Here is an 18,841-nt window from a genome sequence, read left to right on the forward strand (position 1 = left end):
AAGGCCTCATCAGGGTATTAATGGTAAAAAACCTATTGAAATGGCATCCGTAAACAACAAATAAAATACCTGATTCTGTTACCGAATTACTAAACCTGTACAATTGCGAGCGCAGCGTGGCAATCGCGAACTGTACAGAGGCTCTTGCATAGCTGCTCTGCTTATCGGGGATTGCTTCGTACCTCGCAATGACGATTATTTAGCCCTATCTTTCAAACACCACCGATTCTGTACCTGCACCCAGCTCAGCCAATAAACCGCTGATCTCCTCAACCATTGCATCAGGGCCGCATACATAAAAGTGTTTAGAAAAATCCTTTACTTCGGCTTTCAAAAAATCAGCATTAATACGTCGCTGATCATGCATGCTGTCTTTTTGATTGGTGATAGTGAACAGCGCATTTTCTCCCAGCATACTTTTGAGTTCATCGGCCAGTATAATGTCGGCATCCGTTTTGTTGGAGAAGAATAATTTATTATCGGCCAAAGCCCCCTCCTTGTTCAACTGTCTTAGTATAGCTATAAAGGGTGTTATGCCCGCCCCGCCTGCTATAAAATAACCCGGGCCTTTGTATTCAATAGCCCCCCAGGCTTCGCGCAATATCAGTTCATCACCTACATGAAGCTGCCCTAAGTGGTTAGTTACACCCTGATGATCGTTGTATATCTTGATGGTAAACTGCAGATAATGCTCGTCGTTAAGACACGTGAAGGTAAAAGGGTTTCTTTTATCTGTCCAGCCCTCCTGGTTAATGGATATCTCGGTAGCCTGCCCGGGTGTAAAGATAAAACCGTCGGGCTTTTCAATAATAAATTGCTTAACGTCATGGGTAACCGGGTGTATATCCAGTATTCTGACAATCTGCTCCATAATTTTACTTGTTAATTGGTTTTAATAGTAATGACATTAATCTGCATTTGGTTTTAACCAAAATAAATTTGGCTTTGAATATTATAATTTTATGCTTTTTGCCTTTCGCTTTTAGCTTTGGCGCAAGTCTTGTGTGCAGGATAGTGCAGGGCAGACTTGTGACTCCGCCAAGTCCATTTATCCACCCCTTTGGCGCAAGTCTTGTGTGCAGGATACTGCAGGGCAGACTTGTGACTCCGCCAAGTCCATTTATCCACCCCTTTGGCGCAAGTCTTGTGTGCAGGATACTGCAGGGCAGACTTGTGACTCCGCTAATACAACCTTTGCCATCCCACAAACTTGAGCTCAGGCAACGATATGGCTTTAGTATCACTGCAGGCCCAAAGCCACGGCGTGGTTAAAATCCCCCTTGTCACAGCAAATCAGCTAAATCCGAAATCGAAATTCCCAAATCCGAAATCAAAAATTATCTTTGCAGCTATTATGAGCAAATCAACCGACGAACTTTTTAAAAATGTTATTTCACACGCCAAGGAATATGGCTTTGTTTTCCCTTCCAGCGAGATTTATGATGGCTTAAGCGCAGTTTATGATTACGGCCAAAACGGCGCCGAACTCAAAAACAACATCAAAGCCTACTGGTGGAAAGCCATGGTGCAAATGAATGATAACATTGTGGGCATTGATTCGGCCATATTTATGCACCCTAAGATCTGGAAAGCAAGCGGTCACGTTGATGGCTTCAGCGACCCGATGATCGATAATAAAGACTCAAAGAAACGCTACCGCGCCGATCAGCTGCTGGAAGACAAGATAGATCGCTACAGCAAAGACGGCAAAACCGATAAGGCAGAAAAACTACAGCACGATATGGACGAGGCCCTGAAAGCCGAAGACCTGCCGCGCATGAAAGAGCTGATCCTGGAACATGAAATTGCCGACCCAATAAGCGGTACCCGCAACTGGACAGATGTACGCCAGTTTAACCTGATGTTCAGCACCCAGATGGGCGCCGTGGCTGATGATGCCGATACCATTTACCTGCGTCCTGAAACCGCACAGGGAATCTTCGTAAACTACCTTAACGTGCAAAAATCGGGCAGGATGAAAATCCCCTTCGGTATTGCACAAATTGGTAAGGCTTTCCGTAACGAGGTGATTGCCCGTCAGTTCATTATCCGCATGCGCGAGTTTGAACAAATGGAAATGCAATTCTTTGTTCGCCCCGGCACTCAAAAAGAGTGGTTTAATAAATGGAAAGAAACCCGTTTGAAATGGCACCTTGCTTTGGGTACCGATGCTGCCAAATATCGCTACCACGAACATGCCAAGCTTGCTTTTTATGCTGATGCAGCCTTTGATATTGAATTTGAATTTCCGTTTGGCTTTAAAGAAGTTGAAGGTATCCACAGCCGTACCAACTATGATTTAAGCCAACACGAAAAATTCTCGGGCAAAAAATTGCAGTACTTCGATCCTGAAGTTGACCCTGAAACAGGCAAACCGTACGGTAACTACGTACCGTATGTTATTGAAACTTCGATAGGTTTAGACAGGATGTTCCTGCTTACCATGATCAACGCTTACGAAGAGGAAGACTTGAGCACTGAAGAGAAACAGGACAGCCGTACCGTATTACGCCTGCACCCATGCCTGGCACCGGTTAAAGCCGCTATTTTCCCGCTTACCAAAAAAGATGGTCTGCCCGAAAAAGCCCGCGAGATCATGGATAAACTGAAGCTTGATTTCAACATCCAGTACGAAGAAAAAGATGCCATCGGTAAACGCTACCGCAGGCAGGATGCTATTGGTACACCATTCTGCATTACGGTAGATCACCAGACGTTAGAAGATAACACCGTAACCATCCGCCACCGCGACAGCATGGCACAGGAGCGCGTAGCCGCCGATCAATTGGATAAGATCATCGGCGATCTGGTTAGCTGGAGGAATGTGTTAGCATAAGTAAAGTGGTGCGGTGATAACACCAACCACAAGCTGAAATATTCTCCAAAACGTCATTGCGAGGTACGAAGCAATCCCCGATAAGCAGGTCCGCCCTGTATAGTTTGGGATTGCTTCGTACCTCGCAATGACGTTTTTGGTTTCCCCCTGTCCACTCCCACGGCCAACAACCATCCATCCCCCCAGCGGACGGACACCCCAATCCATCAGCATAAAACCTCCCATTTATCAGTAAAGCAAACAATTGCTTATCTTGTTCCTTTCTGTGTACAAAACCCTGCATCCATGCCTGCTGTTAAAGAATACCCCTTTTACCTTAAAAGTACTGTTATACTTTTTGGGTTGATATTACTGGTTTATGTGTTTGCCCAACTGGCAGATGTTATGATCCCGCTGGCTTTTGCCGCCTTTATCGCCATTTTGCTAAACCCGGTAAGCAACTGGCTGCAAGAGCGTAAAGTACCCAAAATACTGGCTATAGGTTTAACCATGCTGCTTGGCGCTATTTTACTGGCGGGACTGTTCTACTTCCTCTCTACCCAGATCATCCAGTTTGGCGATTCGCTGCCTATGCTTAAAAAGAAGTTTGCTGAGCTGTTCATCACTTTTAAAGACTGGGTAGCCACCACCTTTAACTACTCCGTTCAAAAGCAGGACAAACTTATTAAAGATGCCATGGATAATAGCCAGGCGCTGGTAGGCCGAACGCTGGGCAACGTGCTGAGCACATTCGGGTTGGTATTTGTTGTACCTGTGTACGTTTTCCTTATATTGTTTTATAAAACCCTGCTCCTAAATTTTATTTACGAAGTATTTTCTGAAGAAAACTCTAAACAGGTTGCCGAAGTTTTAAAAGAAACCAAATCGGCCATACAAAGCTATATCCAGGGTTTATTAATTGAGATGCTGATAGTAGCCGCCATGAACTCGCTGGCGCTGGTATTACTGGGCGTTAAATATGGCATCCTGATTGGCGTTATAGGCGCTATTTTAAACCTGCTACCTTACATCGGTGGCATTATAGCCATAGCCTTGCCTGTGCTGATGGCAACCGTTACCAAAGATGGTTACAGTACACAGTTAGGGGTGATCATTGCCTATATGGTGATCCAGTTTATTGATAATAACATCCTGGTACCGCGCATTGTATCATCAAAGGTGCAGATCAACGCGTTAATGTCAATTGTAGTAGTGCTGTTAGGCAATATGCTTTGGGGCTTATCGGGCATGTTCCTGTCTATCCCCTTTATAGCGGTACTCAAAATCATCTTCGACAGGATTGATACCCTAAAACCATGGGGCAAACTCCTTGGCGACACCGTACCTACCAAACCCAAAGGCCCCGGCTGGACAAGAACCAGGAAAAAGGCGGTATTACCTGAGGAAGGTTAAAGGCGAAAGGTAAAAGGCAGAAGGTAATTGGTTAAAAGCCAAACATAAAAGGTGAAAGGTAAAAGATCAACGCGGGTGCGCTACCTTTTACCTTTCGCCTTTTACCTTTAACCTCAAAAATTAGTGCGTCACCGGATTTTCGCCATTATGCAGCGTCCCATTGATGTACAGCAATTGGTTCACCTTTTTAGGATCGCCCTGGTATACCCATACTATGTTGTTGATGTATTTACGGAAGGCGTTACTTACGTCATCCGGGGTTAATTTCTTTACATCATCAACCAGCGTTAATGAGCGTTTCCAGTTATCATGCAATACTTCGTTTGCTGCTATTGATGATGCCTGGGCACTGTTGGTTTCGTTTTTATAATAGAAACCGGTAAGGTAGGTAACCTTCATGTCAGCTACATCTTCGGGTTTAAAGCCTTCTCGTTTAATTTTGTCAACCAACTTATCAAATACAGCTATGTATTTATCAGGCTCGGTTGTAGATACGGAGAAACGGGCTGTCGACGTTTGACCGGCACTGAACCAGGCCTGCGGCGCGTATGATAAACCGTTGTTGGTACGTACCTCTAAAAAGTGCATGTTCGAGAAAATGCGCATAGCTACGTTAAAGGCGTTAAAATCAGGCGTACCGGCAGCAGGACCGCTGGCAATGCCTTCAACATAATTGGTTGCCAGATCACGTTTTTCAACGGCGATGCTGTTTTTATCAGTCCTGAAGGTTGATTTTTTAAATGCAAACGACTGGCCTTGTTTAATACCGCTCAGCATTGCTTTTACCTTAGCCTCAATAGCAGCCTGGTCAAGATCGGCAACTACCACTATCACCAAACGCGATTTGGTCAGTATTGATTGGTAGTAAGCTTTGGTTTCGGCCGGGGTTAAGGCAGTAATGATAGGTACTGTACCACTTGGGTCTTTGGCGTAGTTGGTACCGGCAAAAGCCACTTTATCGGCATATTTGTCAATGGCATTATCGGGCTGTGAGTCTTCCTGTTTCAGATTATTGATGGCATCTTGCTTAATGCGGGTAAATTCCTTTTCATCAAACTTGGGCTGGATTATAGCCTCAACATACAGCGGCCAAACAATGTCAAAGTCGCCTTTAATACAGTTCATGCGCACTACCGAATAGTTTTTGTTGCTGCTGCCGTAAACGGTTGCACTCACTTTATCAAGTTCGTCTTTAAAACTATTTTTATCGTGCTTTAAAGTGCCGCATTCGGTAAGGGCGCTCATCGCCAGCGATTCGATACCTGCTTTTGTAGCCGGGTAGTTTTGCACGCCGCCTTTTATAATAGTTTGCACTTCAACAATATCGTTACCGCTTGGCTGTACAATAACCTTTACGCCATCTACCGTGGTTTCATAGGCCTGTTTTTGCGCTTTAGCTGTATTTCCTATAGCCGCTGCTACCAGCAGGGCAATTATATATTTTTTCATCATGATGAGGTAGTTTTAAATTACTTAGCTGCAAAAAATGAAGCCGCGTTTACTGTTTTGTTTAACTCAGGCGCTATGATCAGACCGGCAGCATAAGGCTTACCTATTACGTAAGTCTCCAGGTACTTTTTAATATCAGCACGGGTAACTTTCTGATAGTTGGCATCCAGGTCGGTATAAAAATTAAACGAGGTGCTGCACCACTGGTAGCTGATCTGGCTTGGCAGCGATGATGGTTTTTCCTTGGCATGAATATCATTACGGTGCAGGATAGCCTTTGCGGTAGCCATTTGCTCGTCGGTAAAATAATCGTCCTTGTTCCACATGCTAATCTGGTTCATCAGCTCGGTATAGCACTCTTTAAGCTTGTTAGGATTAGGTACCACAAATACATCAATAGGGCCAACATAACGACTTGTAGTGTAGTTTACATAAACACCGCTGGCCAGGCCTTTATCAACCAATGCCTGTTGCAGTTTTGATGAGTTTAAGCCCACAATGGTCGAAAATACGTCAGCAACAACCGTTCCCGCCGAATCGGTTGGGTAAGATGGCCCCTGCCATGTTAACTCCATATAAGGAGTTTGGGCAATGGTTGCTTCCTTAACAAAATATTCGGGCTTGGTTAAAGGCTTAAATGCCGGGATCGGGAACTTGGTTTGCGGATCGAAACCGCTGCTGGCCCAATCGCCAAAAATGCTTTCGGCAAGGGCAAAGGCATTATCATGCTTCACATCGCCGCAAATGGTAAGGAGGCTGTTATTAGGGAAATAGTATTTATCCTTAATGATCATCATTTTTTCGGGTGTAGCCGTGTTGATCACTTCGTGGATACCGATAGGGTTTTTACGGGTGATGAGATCGCCCCACAGCTTTTGCTGCATACCAAACCAAAGCTGGAAACCCGGGTCACTTTCGGCACGCTGAAACTCGCCGTCAACCACAGGACGTTCCTTCTTCATATCTTCCTCGCGGTAAATAGGAAAACGGATGGCTGCGTTCATGAACTTTAAGCCGGCCTTAAGGCTATCCCTGTCAAAAGTAAAGAAGTAGTTTACACGCTCGGTATTGGTGGTACCATTCCAGATGGCGCCAAGTTCCTGCGTGCGTTTTAAAAACTTTTCCTGGGTTGGATAATCCTTATTGGCTTTGAAAAACATGTGCTCAAACAGGTGCGAAAGACCGCTGAATTCCGGCCCTTCGGTATAGGCACCGTTTTTAACGGCAATTTCAATGGTGGTTAATGGTACTTTGGCATTTTCAATAACCAGCACATCCAATCCGTTTGGCAGTGTTTTCAGGAAGTATCCTTCCGGCAGCCGGGTTTGGGCAGTAGCCATGCAAGCGCTGAAAACTGCGGCTGCGCTTAATGCAAAAATTTTGATAAAATTTCGGTTCATATATCTACAATGTTTTATACACTATAAATATATCGGTATAATCTCAAATAAATGAACGATTTAACCCCCTGTCCTAAATTTTTTAACACAAAATTAAACCTGTGGTGATTTCAGCATATTTGCATACCGGCAATTAAATACCGGCTTTAATGCTGTTATAAGGCAAGCCCAGGTCATCAACGGAGTACTGGGTAAGTACACTGTCTTTTATGGTGATATAATCGCCGCGGTGGGTGACCAGGTATTTTTCCACACCATCTTTGTTGTCAACCTCGGGGATAGTGGCTGATACCACTTTGCCTGCGGTGTCCAGTTCTATTACATACAATTCCTTTTTACCGCCAACAATATCGGTAAAAGGCACAATAAGCGTGTGGTTATTATCGTCAACAAAACGGCCTACAATGCTTTTGCCTTCCAGTTCTTTAGGTTCAAGGGTAAGCAAATGTTTAGCTATTTCGGCGCTTACCCCGGCAATGTTCAGTCTTACCGTATTGCCACCGGCATCTTTAGTGGTATCCTGTATAGTAACCTTATCGCCCTGCGGGTAACGGGCAACAGCATAAAAGCTATTGGCACCTGTACTTTTATCATTATGACCGGGCAGCAAAAAGTAAAGCTGCAGGTTGCTCAGCTTTGCGCTATCAGCCTTAATTTGCGAGGTTATGCTCAGCAGCTCGGCCCACTTAAGCCTGCCATCTATTTTAACGGTGAGTTTAGTAGCGGTATCTGACTTGGTAACCCTCGATATGGTGTAATGCGGTATGTTTTTCTTAGTGCAGCCAAAAGCCACAAGCATGATTATTAAGCAGGGAAAAATATTCTTGATCATGTGGCAAAGTTAAACCGTTGATTTGAATTTTTGAACCTTGATTTTTAGGATTGAAAGATGACCTTGACAGATTGCCGCGACCAAACTTACGAAGTTTTAAAAACTTCGTAAGTTTTCCTTATTCTATTTAACATAATGCCTTTCGCCTACAAACTTATCCCCAGCCTCAATGCCGATTTTGCTTCAGTACCGCCATTGTACGATACGCCATACATAACCCGGATATTGAGGTATTGCAAACCGAAACCCAGCTCCATGTAGTTTTTAAGCGTAGGCGTGTACAGGTAATTTACATCAACAATTTCCTGCAGTTTAAACTTGCGGATAAGCGGAATTTTATTGGTTATAAAACCCGAAAAGTTATGTTCAAAATGCCCTTCAAGGTATTTATCAGGCGTGCTGAAATCATAATAATCCAGCAGCAGGAAGCGGTTTAGCCTTGGTTTATATGACAATACTTCGTTACCTGCAAAGTGGAAATAATCGGGAAAGAAAACACTTTTGGCATTCAGGAATTTACCGGCACCTATAAAAAATGAGCTGCTGCCATAAAAACCCATGCTGATATCGGCCTTGGAGATCTCTGCGCTGATCTTATCATAATCAACATCCGACCCTAATACATTGCTGATCCCTTTGCTGTAATTTAAACTGATAGTCGGGTATTTTGAGGGCAGATAACGCCTGCCCGATGGATAGGTTTCATACTTGTTGCTGAAATCATAACTGACCTGCAGGTTTACCGCGAGTGACTGATTTTCGGGGAACAACAGCGTGTTATGATCAGGATCCATTGGATTATTCGATGTAAACTGGTGGGAATGCGGATCAAAAATACTGAATGAGGCCGTATTTAACAGCGATTTACGGTTAGCCCATTCAACTGATGCGCTGCCGCGCAAGCCACCGGTTACCCTGCCCGAAAGCGATGCGGATGCAAACTGTTTTTGATAGAGTTTTTTGAAGTTTTGCTGCGAAAGCAGACTGTGAACTGTATTCACAAAGGCCGACATGGGTGCCTGGTTATTAAGGTCAACCACATCCGATCCTCCGTTTAAGCCCAGCGTAAACCGTTGTAATACCGGGATTGCCGCACCCGCCGAAGCATTGAACAAATGATTGGAAAAACCATACCGTACTTTGCCGTTCAGCATAAAATAGCGGTTATTAACGGTATCAATTAGTTTGCTGTATGATGCGCCGTAATCAATAGCCAAACCTTCAACCGTGTTATAAAGCAGGGAGCCGATAATAGGGTCGTAATGAAAATATTCCTTTTTATAGCGGTTACGGGTATTGATGCCCGTGAGCAACAGGTTTACCGGTTTAAATTTATTGTTGGCTTTATCCAGCGAGTCGAGGTATTCTTTCGATTCGCGTTTTTTGGCAAGCTTATCTTTATTGGTGTAATCAGTAACTTCTTCACCTGTGAGCGGGATTGGTCGGGCCTGGTTCCAGTATGCAGTATCTTTGCTGATACCTTTGGTGATCCGGAGCACCTCATTAAAATCGGCTTTGCTCAACGCAGGATCGAGGTTGTAGTTTTTATAGATCGAAATAAAATATCCTCCCAATTTAAACCCAAACAAACCTCCTGTAAATTCAAATTTAACCGATGATGTCATCCATACCTTTTCGCTCACCGGGAAAAACTGCTGATTAATTTTAAGGGTATCAACAAAATTGATGTTAGCCTTTTTAGTAATGTAAAGCTGCAAACCATAAATGCGCCAGCTATCGTCCAAAATATAAATATACCCTTCAAAGCATGGATCGTGCGCCCGCCTGGGGATCACCTGGATCTTGTTGATGGTTTCGCCGTTCTCTACCGAGGTACCAATGTATTTATAGTTATAATAAAATAGAGCGTTATCGGCCACCGGCGATACCAGCGGGCGATTGCTCATACCCTGCCATGTTTCATAATTCTGGTAAAAATTAACCGCCATATCCGACGCCCGGTTAAAGCTGAACGCCCTGTTACGGCCCGATACTTTTGAGGATACCTGCTCCTCATGCACCTTATCGGGCCTGATAAAACTGTATTTTGATTCCGACTCGGAAAGGTAAACAATCCCGCGGCGGTTTGAATCGAGCCCGGCTTCGCTGGTAGCCTTTTGCACGTCAAAACCCATAAAGCTTTTGGGCGCAGCCAACAATTTTTGCAAGCCCTTGATGTAAATATCGCAGGTATAGGCTTTTACTTCGTTAAGATAGGTTTTGCGTTTTTTAATAGCCTTGCGCATAATAGCATAGGCCGGGTCTTCTCCGCCTGCATGTACGGTGACATCCTTAAGCTGGTAGGTTTCTGTTTGCAGGCTGATGTTGATCACCTGGTTGGCAGCAAGGTTTACAATTTTGCTTTGCTGCGCATAGCCAACTGCCTTGTATTGAATTTCGTGCCTGCCGCCATTTAAACGCAGCAGGTACGTCCCCTCGCTGTTGGCTGATACTCCTGTAGTGGTGTTTTTTATAAATACGGATGCAAAGGGGATTGGCTTACCTTCTTCGTTGGTTATTTTGCCGCTAATACTGAATTGTTGTGCATATAAGGGAATACTGAGAATTAAAAATAACGCAACTAAGGCTGGCTTCATTTAGCAGATGTTTATGCTAAGATGAAACTTATTAATTAATTGTTACAACGCTAAATTGTTAAATAATGTGAAAAGGCACCCGGTTAGGATGCCTTTTTCTTTGAAGTTTCTTTATTGCCAAGTGGCGGATGCGGTTTATTTTTGATGTTCCAGTCCTTAATATCAACAAGGCCGGGTTTTGTATGATAGTGTGATTTGCTTTTAGGGCACCTCACAATAAAGTTAGCTTTAACCTGCTCTATAACTGGCCTTTCCCCACATTCTTTGCACGGTTCGCAAAAAATATTCGCTTGTATCGGTATAAATTTTTCCATAGTAAATTACTCGAACGTGATGCGTTTAATTAATTATGGGGATCCCTTTTGGGTAAGGCAAATTACATAAATTTTGAACTGAAAATTTTATTTTTTTATTTCAATGAACAAAATAAACAAACCCGGAATGTTTATTTGATCAATTCCATCAGTTCCTCATCACCAATGATGGGGATATTGAGTTTATTAGCCTTTTCAAGCTTTGCAGGCCCCATATTATCGCCCGCAACCAGGTAATTCAGTTTGGCTGAAATACTGCTCAAAATCTTTCCGCCGTTTTGCTCAATGATATCTTTCAACTCATCGCGCGAAAATTTCTCGAAAGTACCGGAGATAATAAAGTTCATCCCGGCAAGTTTTTCACTGGCCAGCACAACTTCTTTTTCTTCGGCAATAAACTGTAGTCCCTGCTCCCTTAGTTTTTGTATTTCCTGCCGGTGAACGTCACCTGCAAAATATTCGGTTATACTTTGGGCTATCCTTTCGCCTATCTCTTCGGCAGCTGTCAGTTCTTCAACCGAAGCCTCCATCAGTTTATCTATCGATTTAAAATGGAAAGCCAGCTTGCGGGCTACTGTTTCACCTACGTAGCGGATACCTAAACCAAACAGCACTTTTTCAAAAGGCATTTTTTTAGATGCCTCGATACCATCAAGCATGTTATTGATTGATTTTTCACCAAAACGGCCCATCTGTTTCAACTCGACAGCGTGGGTATGCAACTCGTAAATATCGCTGATGTGGCCTATAAACCCTTTGCCATACAATGTTTCGATAGTTTCATCGCCAAGGCCATCAATATTCATAGCCTTACGACCGATGAAGTGCTGCATTTTTCCAACAATCTGTGGCGGGCAGCCTTCATCGTTAGGGCAATAGAATGCAGCTTCGCCTTCCTTGCGCTCAAGCAGCGTATCACAAGCGGGGCAGGTAGTACGGTAAACAACAGGCACGGCATCAGCCTTACGCTTTTCGGGGTTTACGCTGATGATTTTAGGGATGATCTCACCCCCTTTTTCAACAAAAACTGTATCGCCCTCATGCAAATCAAGGCGAATGATCTCATTAGCATTATGCAGTGTTGCGCGCTTTACCGTGGTACCGGCAAGTAATACAGGCTTTAAATTAGCAACAGGGGTAACTGCTCCGGTACGGCCAACCTGGTAAGTCACTTCAAGCAGTTCGGTCTCTACCCTCTCGGCCTTAAATTTATAGGAGATAGCCCAGCGCGGCGATTTGGCTGTGAAGCCAAGCTCCTGCTGTTGTGAGTAATTATTTACTTTAATAACAATGCCGTCAATATCGTAGCTCAGGTTAAAGCGCTCCTTATCCCATTTGTTAATAAACTCCAGTACGCAATTAATATCCGGGCAAAGCTCGCTATGTTCGTTGGTATGGAAGCCCCAGGTTTTAACAGCCTGCAGGCTTTCCCAATGGGTTTTAAACAATGGTTTTTCGGTATATAAAAAGTACAGGAAACAATCAAGCGGGCGTTTAGCTACCTCGGCCGAATCCTGCATTTTTACCGTACCCGAAGCAAAATTGCGGGGATTGGCATAAGGTACCTCTCCGTTTTCAATTCGCTCGTTATTAAGCCTGTCAAAAGCTTTGCGGTGCATAAATACCTCACCGCGGATATCAAAATAGGCGGGATATCCCTCGCCATGCAGGCGCTTTGGTATGGTATGAATGGTTTTAATATTGGTGGTTACCTCATCACCCTGCACACCATCACCACGGGTAACGCCCCGTACCAGTTTGCCATCTTCATAAGTAAGGCTCATGCTTAAACCATCAAACTTAAGCTCGCATACGTACTCAAAATTATCACCGATAGCTTTGCGGATACGCTGGTCAAAATCAAGCAGTTCCTGCTCGTTATAGGTGTTACCTAACGACAGCATTGGCCAGCGGTGCCTAACCGTTACAAACTCTTTGGTAATATCCCCGCCTACTTTTTGCGTTGGCGAATCAGGATCGGCAAATTCCGGGTGTTCCTTTTCGAGCTGGTTAAGCAACTCCAGTTTTTTATCAAAATCAAAATCAGAAATGGTTGGCATAGCCAGCACATAGTAATTATAGGTGTGCTGTTTAAGTTCGGCCGTTAATGCCTCTATTTGTTTTTTTGCTTCAGCTGATGACATAGCTACGAAGGTAATAATTTCCTTTATTCCATTCTTCCTAAACAACCGACAGCACAATAACAAACTGATAAACAATTAAATAACATCAAAAAAAAATAATAAATATCCCCATAAGCTCTAAGCTATAGTTAACTTTATTTAAAACCTTAAAACCATGAAAAAAATAAACATCCTTCTGCTGGGAATGCTGCTCATGCCGTTCCTCGTAAATGCTCAGAAGCGTCATTTACAAAAGTCTTTCTATCAATCTAAAAATTTATTAACTATCGCAAAAACCAAGTTGGATACCTCTATGACGAGAGGAGTAAGTTATTCTGCATTTAAGCTATCGGTAAAAGAATTTGATGATAAAAACAAATCTCTTTTGGATAGTGTATGGTTATTATGGAAAAACAAAAAATGGAGCGAATTGGAAAAATTATTCGATATCAAGAAATTAAATAAAAGACGCCCTCCTAATTTTGGCTTTGTATCCCAAGAAATAATTAAATTAGATACGGGTACAATAATCAGTCGTTTTCGTTACAGTGACAGTAATTGTTATGATAGTCCTGATCTCGGTGATTTTGTTGCTCCGGAGGGAGTAAGTTTTGAACAACGTTCAATTACTAATAATAAGTACCAATATATCGTTTATAAAGTTAATAAACCTATTGACAGTGTTAAAAAAGGCCCCGCCATTCCGTGGTACGGTAAGGTTGGTTTAGGCATTCAATATAAGCTAAAAAAAGATATTGAATCTTTAAGAAAGGATACATCCCTTGTAGAGATTAAGCAATAACAAACATCAAATTTTGAAGGCTCTACTTGTCAACCCCTGTAGGGCCTTTTCTCATATTAAATACATTTCGATAGTAACATATAATATGAATAAAATAAATACAATAATTCCCTTTCATAAAAGCGATGGGTGATGTAGCTTTATCAAACCAAAAACTACATCGAATGAAAACACTAAGATTGCTGATCCTGTCCGTAATGCTGATGCCTTTTCTGGCAACGGCACAAACCAAACCATTAAAAGCTGCACATCACGCTGCAAAAGGGCATCACCTCCCGGTACGTGGTGTTACTTACGATGACTTTAAAAGCTCCGTAGCCGATTTTGCCGACAGCACAAAAAAACCTCTTGCCGACTCAGCCTGGTTGTTCTTTAAAACAGAGAAATGGGCAGCGCTCGAAAAATTCTTCACCAGGAACAACCTTAACGGCGGCTGGCCGCCAAACCGGGGCGCCGTAAACCTGGTAATAGTTACCTTACCAAAAGGTGTGCTGATTGACCGTTACGGAGGTTATACCGATTCTACTGGTACTTTCCAGGATAAGGGTACTTTTGTATCGCCAAAAGGTGTACCTTTCCCTATGCGCGCGCTGCCTGATAATACATTGACCAAACCCTATAAAATTTATAAAGTTTTAAAAGCAATAGCCAAAGTGAGGCAAGGGAAGATCATCCCATGGTTTGGCAAGCCTGGTTTAGGTATCCAATACGAAGTACCTGCCACTGTTAACGACCTCAAGACAGGTGGTTACATAGAAGAAGTAAAACAATAAAAAACGAGAATACTATTAAAATATGATCACAAAATATGAAATAACAAAATCATTATTGTTTGATGGAGACGAAGCAGAGGCTGTGCATAAATCCTTTAGCCTGCCTGCCGGGAGTATAAAGTTCAATGATTTTGCCAACAACAATTTTGAAGATCTGCGAAAGGTAATTACCACTGATGACTTTGAAACCATTGTAAAAACAGGTGGTTTTAATGCCGACTTTCTTAATTTATACAAGGGCAGCGAAAGGCTCCGTTTATACTACACAAAAAAAGGAAATACCATTGCTGTTTTTGCTTATGGCGAGTTTCAGCCTACCAGGTATAAGCTTTACCTTGAAGGGATATGGGAGCTGTAATGCCGGGTACTTACCCAACAAAAAATCCCTGCCGGCTTCGGCAGGGATTTTTACTTTTAAGATTATGAGCTTACTTAGCTGTAATAACCGTTTCTGTTTTAGCGCTCATCGGGAAACTAAGCCCGCCTGGAGTTTGGGGACTGTCCTTGATATCAATAGTACCATCTATTACCTGTTTTATATTTGACTCGGTAACCCAGCCGGTAATTTTATCAGTTTTAATATCAGATACCATAGTACCCTTTATATTATATTTCATAGCCACTCCCATCATAGCCTTATAATCAATGGCCGGATCACTGTTAATGCTGGCCTCACCATGAATAACATAGTTTTGCGGCGTAACATCAACCAACCTGTAAACCGATGCAAGCTTTGCAGCCATTGTGCCGCCAATATCAGTGTTAACATGCCACTCATCATTTTTTGAAACAGCTTTGTCAGGGAATATCGCCATTATCATTTCTATATTACCTTTTATGGTGGCCGAACCAAAAGTTTGCAAAAGCTGGGTTTTTAATTGTTCTTTTTGCACTCCCTGCGCCTGCGGAAAACCATCTATTACGGAGCTTATCATAACCTCGATATTATCAACAGCACGAACCTTTCCTGTTTTGGTAATGCGTGCGGTAAAAGGCTTATTGGTTAAACCTGCCAACAGACTGGATACCACGTCTGCAGCATCTTTTTTATTGGAATCAAATGCTACATTACCTGTAGGTAACTGCATCTTCATAGTCAAAATCATATAATTAACTTCCATGTAATACAAAGAATCATCGGCATTTAAAACTTTAAACGAGAGCTTGCTTCCCACGTTAAGGTTAATATTATTTGCCTGCCCATTCATATTTTGATTAATTTCTGAAACGGATGAGGTAACCAGGTAGTAGGTGTCTCCTTTGGTTAATTTCAGAGCTGGTTTTACTTTTTGAGCATGGGCCGCAATTGATATTATTGCCAGTACACCGGCAAACAAAATTTTCTTCATGATCTGTGATATGTAAGCGCTAAATATATTATAATATCCATCGCAAAAAACTCAAAATTCCTAACAATTAATTAAAAACAATTTCGTTAACTTTATACTACGCTCAACTCTTATTTTTTTGACACACTTATTTAGCGGAAAGAGAGGTTTTTATGTTACAGCAAATAGCATTTATACCACAGCACCAGTTTCATGTGCTGATTAATTTTTCGGGAGAAGATGAACGTATTGTGGCCGTTTTACCCAACGAAGCAGGAGGATTCCGCGTGGTTGACCAGGGCAAAATTATTGCCGAACTTAATCTGAATAAGGGCTCCTGTACCTGTTATAAAGGCAAGCTGAAAAAAGACATTATGACCCAACTTGAGCGCCAGATAAAAAATCATTACGCGTAAGCTGTTAATAAAAAGATTTTGATAGTTCATGGGAAATAAACTCATGGTTCATAGTCCATGAGTTTATCCCCGTGGACTATCAATTAATTTCCGCTGGTTTTGGCCAGCATGGCTTCCCTTATAAATTTAACCGGGGCGCTGCCATAGCTTAAAAACTTTTCGTTAAACTCCTTCAGTTTATACTTATCGCCCATTTTTATTTTATAGGCATCCCGCAAATCAATGATCTCTTTATACCCGGTGAAGTAACTGGTAAGCTGAACACTGGTAACGCTAACACGTTTCCATTTCCCATCGGCTTCGGCCTGTTGCTGGAAAGCTTCACGCGTTAACAGTTTAATGGCTTCATCCTTATTCATACTGCCGCTGTGTACACTATAATCCAAAATGGTATTACATACCGATCGCAGGTTCCATTTGTACCACATCAGCATCATTTCGGGCTCGTTATTGCCGAAGCCATTTTCCAGCATCATCTGTTCGGTATATACTGCCCAGCCTTCGGCCATGGCGCCATTACCAAACACAGCTTTAATAATACTTGGGGCTTTGTTTGAATATACGCCCTGCACATAATGTCCAGGTACGGCTTCGTGGATACTCAGGATCTGTAAAATATAATTATTGTATTCGCGCAGGTAGCTTTCGGCTTTTTCCTTGCTCCAACCGGCCAGGCTGCCTACATTATAATACGAATTACCATTTTTATCATAAGGGCCGGGGCCGCTCATGGAAGCACCCGCCACACCTGCCATATAACCAGGTTCCTTGCGGATGATCAATGGTTTTGACGGATCAAGCGTTAACAGGTCTTTAGCTTTAACAAAGGCATTAAGCTTAGGGATGATCTGCTCAATTGACGATTGAAAATCTTCGGGCTTAACATGCTTTGATGAAATGGTATCTATCAGCTGGCTTATCATCAGCAAACTATCGGCAGGTGCAGCCTGTTTACCAAAGTATTTTGACCAAAGCTGCTTGCTGATCTTAGTCATTTCGCGGTGGATGTATTTTTTACGCTCAACTGCGGCATTGTAAATTTTTTCGGCAGTGTTGGTGGCTACAATCTCGTATTTAAATTTATCCTCATACAAATCCTTACCCAGCCTGAAACTTCTTGGATGATCGTTTTTCAACGCCTTAAGCCAGTCGGCATAAGCTTTAATGGCCACAACGCTTTGCGCTGCCCTGTCGGTCATTAACTTTTGCTCGGCTTTGGGGATATTGCTTTTCTTCAACGAATCGGCAAAGTCCTTTCCTATCACATCCATACCACCCAGGTTTTGCTCTATAGCTAAGCTGGTAAGCTCCAGCACCGGGTTTTTGATCTGCTTTTCGGCATCCTTATAATACTGCGGAATAAACGACATACGCTGATAAAAATGGCGTAAACGTTTAGGCAAAGGCTCATAGTGCTCGTTCAAAATATAAGCAAACGTACCGATAACGTTATATGACGATGGGTCCCACTCATACTGCTTTAACTGGCGTACCTGCCACTGCAGGTATTCAAGCTGATTTTGCAGGATCTTGTAATCTATTTTATTGGCATCAGACAGGCTATTTACTTCAAAGCGGCTCAATGAATCAACCTGATATTTGGCAAAGGTTACCAGTTTATCACGGCTTTGCTCATTAGGAAGCACCATCAGGCTGTCGTATTTATGATAACCTGCCGATGTAGCCCAATCGGGGTTTAGTTTCCAGAAGTTATCCAGAAACGTATTCTCATATTTAACAAAAGCGGCATCGTCCTTACCTAATAACGGGCCGGTGCCACTACCCCCTTCTTTTTTACAGCCGGTAAGGGCAACTATAAATAAAACAACGGCGAGTGCTAATTTTAAGAATATGTTTCTGATCACAACTGATGAGTTTTACAATGAAGCATAAACTTAAAACATTTAAGCCAAATAAATCAAACCGGCGATGAATTTGTTACTTTTAAAAACATTTAGCCCCCCGGCCCCCTGAAGGGGGTGCGAATAGCGGTTACAATCTGGATTTGCCTATGAATAATGAACATAAAGTTTTAATTGATGAAATTGCGCATTTGCTGCAAGGCGGCAACGCCCATGCCGGTCTGAAAAAAGCCCTTGATGGTTTGCCACCAAAACTTCGCGGCATTAAAGTTGACCAGCTGCCCTATACCATATGGCAACTGGTTGAGCATATCCGCATAGCGCAATGGGATATGGTGGAGTTTAGCAAAGACGGCAGCCATGAATCGCCAAACTGGCCTGAGGATTACTGGCCGAAGGAACTTGCACCTAAAAATGATGAAGCCTGGGATAAATGCCTTAAACAAATTGACGATGACCTGGAAGCGCTGATTGACATGGTAAAAACCAAAGATATTTATATAAAAATTCCGCATGGCGATGGACAAACCATCCTTCGCGAAGCACTACAGGTAGCTGATCATAATGCCTATCACGTTGCCGAGATCATTATGATCAGGAGGTTATTGGGGGCATGGTAGAATAAAACGGACACCTCCATCCGTCATTGCTGTAAGGCACGAAGCAATCGCGAACTATACAGGGCGCACCTGCAAATCGGGGATTGCTTCGTGCCTC

At 42.8% G+C, this 18,841-nt stretch carries 16 protein-coding genes; 7 read left to right on the forward strand and 9 right to left on the reverse strand.

Annotated features, from left to right (window positions below; translation table 11 throughout):
• Positions 1–205 precede the first annotated feature (205 nt).
• A complete protein-coding gene (locus ACFFGT_RS22330; protein ID WP_377024733.1) occupies positions 206–871 on the reverse strand; it encodes a ferredoxin reductase domain-containing protein in 666 nt (221 codons plus the stop codon).
• Positions 872–1,354: 483 nt separating this feature from the next.
• On the opposite strand from ACFFGT_RS22330, the gene ACFFGT_RS22335 reads away from it, so the two are divergent.
• Both ACFFGT_RS22335 and ACFFGT_RS22340 read left to right on the forward strand, forming a co-directional pair.
• Positions 1,355–2,836, forward strand: a complete 1,482-nt coding sequence (locus tag ACFFGT_RS22335) for a glycine--tRNA ligase (protein ID WP_377024817.1) — start codon at positions 1,355–1,357, stop codon at positions 2,834–2,836.
• 285 nt (positions 2,837–3,121) lie between these two features.
• Positions 3,122–4,228 carry an AI-2E family transporter gene (locus ACFFGT_RS22340; RefSeq protein WP_377024734.1) on the forward strand — a complete coding sequence of 369 codons (1,107 nt, stop codon included), beginning with the start codon at positions 3,122–3,124 and terminating at the stop codon, positions 4,226–4,228.
• A 120-nt stretch (positions 4,229–4,348) separates the two neighbouring features.
• Here the strand turns inward: ACFFGT_RS22340 and ACFFGT_RS22345 are convergent, their stop codons facing one another.
• The 6 genes from ACFFGT_RS22345 to ligA form a co-directional block, all read right to left on the reverse strand.
• Positions 4,349–5,680 (reverse strand): M16 family metallopeptidase, encoded by a 1,332-nt coding sequence (locus tag ACFFGT_RS22345; RefSeq protein WP_377024735.1) that lies wholly within the window; start codon positions 5,678–5,680, stop codon positions 4,349–4,351.
• Between the two features lie 17 nt (positions 5,681–5,697).
• Positions 5,698–7,077, reverse strand: a complete 1,380-nt coding sequence (locus ACFFGT_RS22350; protein ID WP_377024736.1) for a M16 family metallopeptidase — start codon at positions 7,075–7,077, stop codon at positions 5,698–5,700.
• Between the two features lie 133 nt (positions 7,078–7,210).
• Complete coding sequence (locus ACFFGT_RS22355; protein ID WP_377024737.1) at positions 7,211–7,909, reverse strand: hypothetical protein; 699 nt, start codon at positions 7,907–7,909, stop codon at positions 7,211–7,213.
• Positions 7,910–8,055: 146 nt separating this feature from the next.
• Entirely contained in the window at positions 8,056–10,506 is a 2,451-nt protein-coding gene (locus ACFFGT_RS22360; protein WP_377024738.1) for a DUF5686 and carboxypeptidase regulatory-like domain-containing protein, read from the reverse strand.
• 83 nt (positions 10,507–10,589) lie between these two features.
• Positions 10,590–10,820: a hypothetical protein gene (locus ACFFGT_RS22365; RefSeq protein ID WP_377024739.1), complete on the reverse strand. Its 231-nt coding sequence runs from the start codon at positions 10,818–10,820 to the stop codon at positions 10,590–10,592.
• 131 nt (positions 10,821–10,951) lie between these two features.
• Complete coding sequence (gene ligA / locus ACFFGT_RS22370) at positions 10,952–12,964, reverse strand: NAD-dependent DNA ligase LigA (RefSeq protein WP_377024740.1); 2,013 nt, start codon at positions 12,962–12,964, stop codon at positions 10,952–10,954.
• Between the two features lie 154 nt (positions 12,965–13,118).
• Here ligA and ACFFGT_RS22375 point away from each other — a divergent pair, with 154 nt between their 5' ends.
• The 3 genes from ACFFGT_RS22375 to ACFFGT_RS22385 all read left to right on the forward strand — a co-directional run bounded on the left by ACFFGT_RS22375 (position 13,119) and on the right by ACFFGT_RS22385 (position 14,876).
• Positions 13,119–13,745, forward strand: a complete 627-nt coding sequence (locus ACFFGT_RS22375; protein ID WP_377024741.1) for a TNT domain-containing protein — start codon at positions 13,119–13,121, stop codon at positions 13,743–13,745.
• A 164-nt stretch (positions 13,746–13,909) separates the two neighbouring features.
• Positions 13,910–14,518, forward strand: coding sequence for a TNT domain-containing protein (locus tag ACFFGT_RS22380; protein WP_377024742.1), 609 nt, complete (start codon positions 13,910–13,912; stop codon positions 14,516–14,518).
• A gap of 22 nt (positions 14,519–14,540) precedes the next feature.
• Positions 14,541–14,876 carry a hypothetical protein gene (locus ACFFGT_RS22385; RefSeq protein ID WP_377024743.1) on the forward strand — a complete coding sequence of 112 codons (336 nt, stop codon included), beginning with the start codon at positions 14,541–14,543 and terminating at the stop codon, positions 14,874–14,876.
• 70 nt (positions 14,877–14,946) lie between these two features.
• Here ACFFGT_RS22385 and ACFFGT_RS22390 read toward each other — a convergent pair whose 3' ends face one another.
• Positions 14,947–15,867, reverse strand: coding sequence for a DUF6263 family protein (locus ACFFGT_RS22390; RefSeq protein ID WP_377024744.1), 921 nt, complete (start codon positions 15,865–15,867; stop codon positions 14,947–14,949).
• Between the two features lie 152 nt (positions 15,868–16,019).
• Between ACFFGT_RS22390 and ACFFGT_RS22395 the strand changes: the two genes are divergently transcribed.
• A complete protein-coding gene (locus ACFFGT_RS22395; protein WP_377024745.1) occupies positions 16,020–16,262 on the forward strand; it encodes a hypothetical protein in 243 nt (80 codons plus the stop codon).
• An 83-nt stretch (positions 16,263–16,345) separates the two neighbouring features.
• On the opposite strand, the gene ACFFGT_RS22400 is transcribed toward ACFFGT_RS22395, so the two are convergent.
• Positions 16,346–18,127, reverse strand: coding sequence for a DUF885 domain-containing protein (locus tag ACFFGT_RS22400; RefSeq protein WP_377024746.1), 1,782 nt, complete (start codon positions 18,125–18,127; stop codon positions 16,346–16,348).
• Between the two features lie 146 nt (positions 18,128–18,273).
• Between ACFFGT_RS22400 and ACFFGT_RS22405 the strand changes: the two genes are divergently transcribed.
• Positions 18,274–18,744 carry a DinB family protein gene (locus tag ACFFGT_RS22405; protein ID WP_377024747.1) on the forward strand — a complete coding sequence of 157 codons (471 nt, stop codon included), beginning with the start codon at positions 18,274–18,276 and terminating at the stop codon, positions 18,742–18,744.
• Positions 18,745–18,841: the final 97 nt, after the last annotated feature.

Origin of the sequence: Mucilaginibacter angelicae, assembly GCF_042434235.1 — a bacterium.
In the GTDB taxonomy this organism is placed as follows: Bacteria; Bacteroidota; Bacteroidia; order Sphingobacteriales; family Sphingobacteriaceae; genus Mucilaginibacter; species Mucilaginibacter angelicae.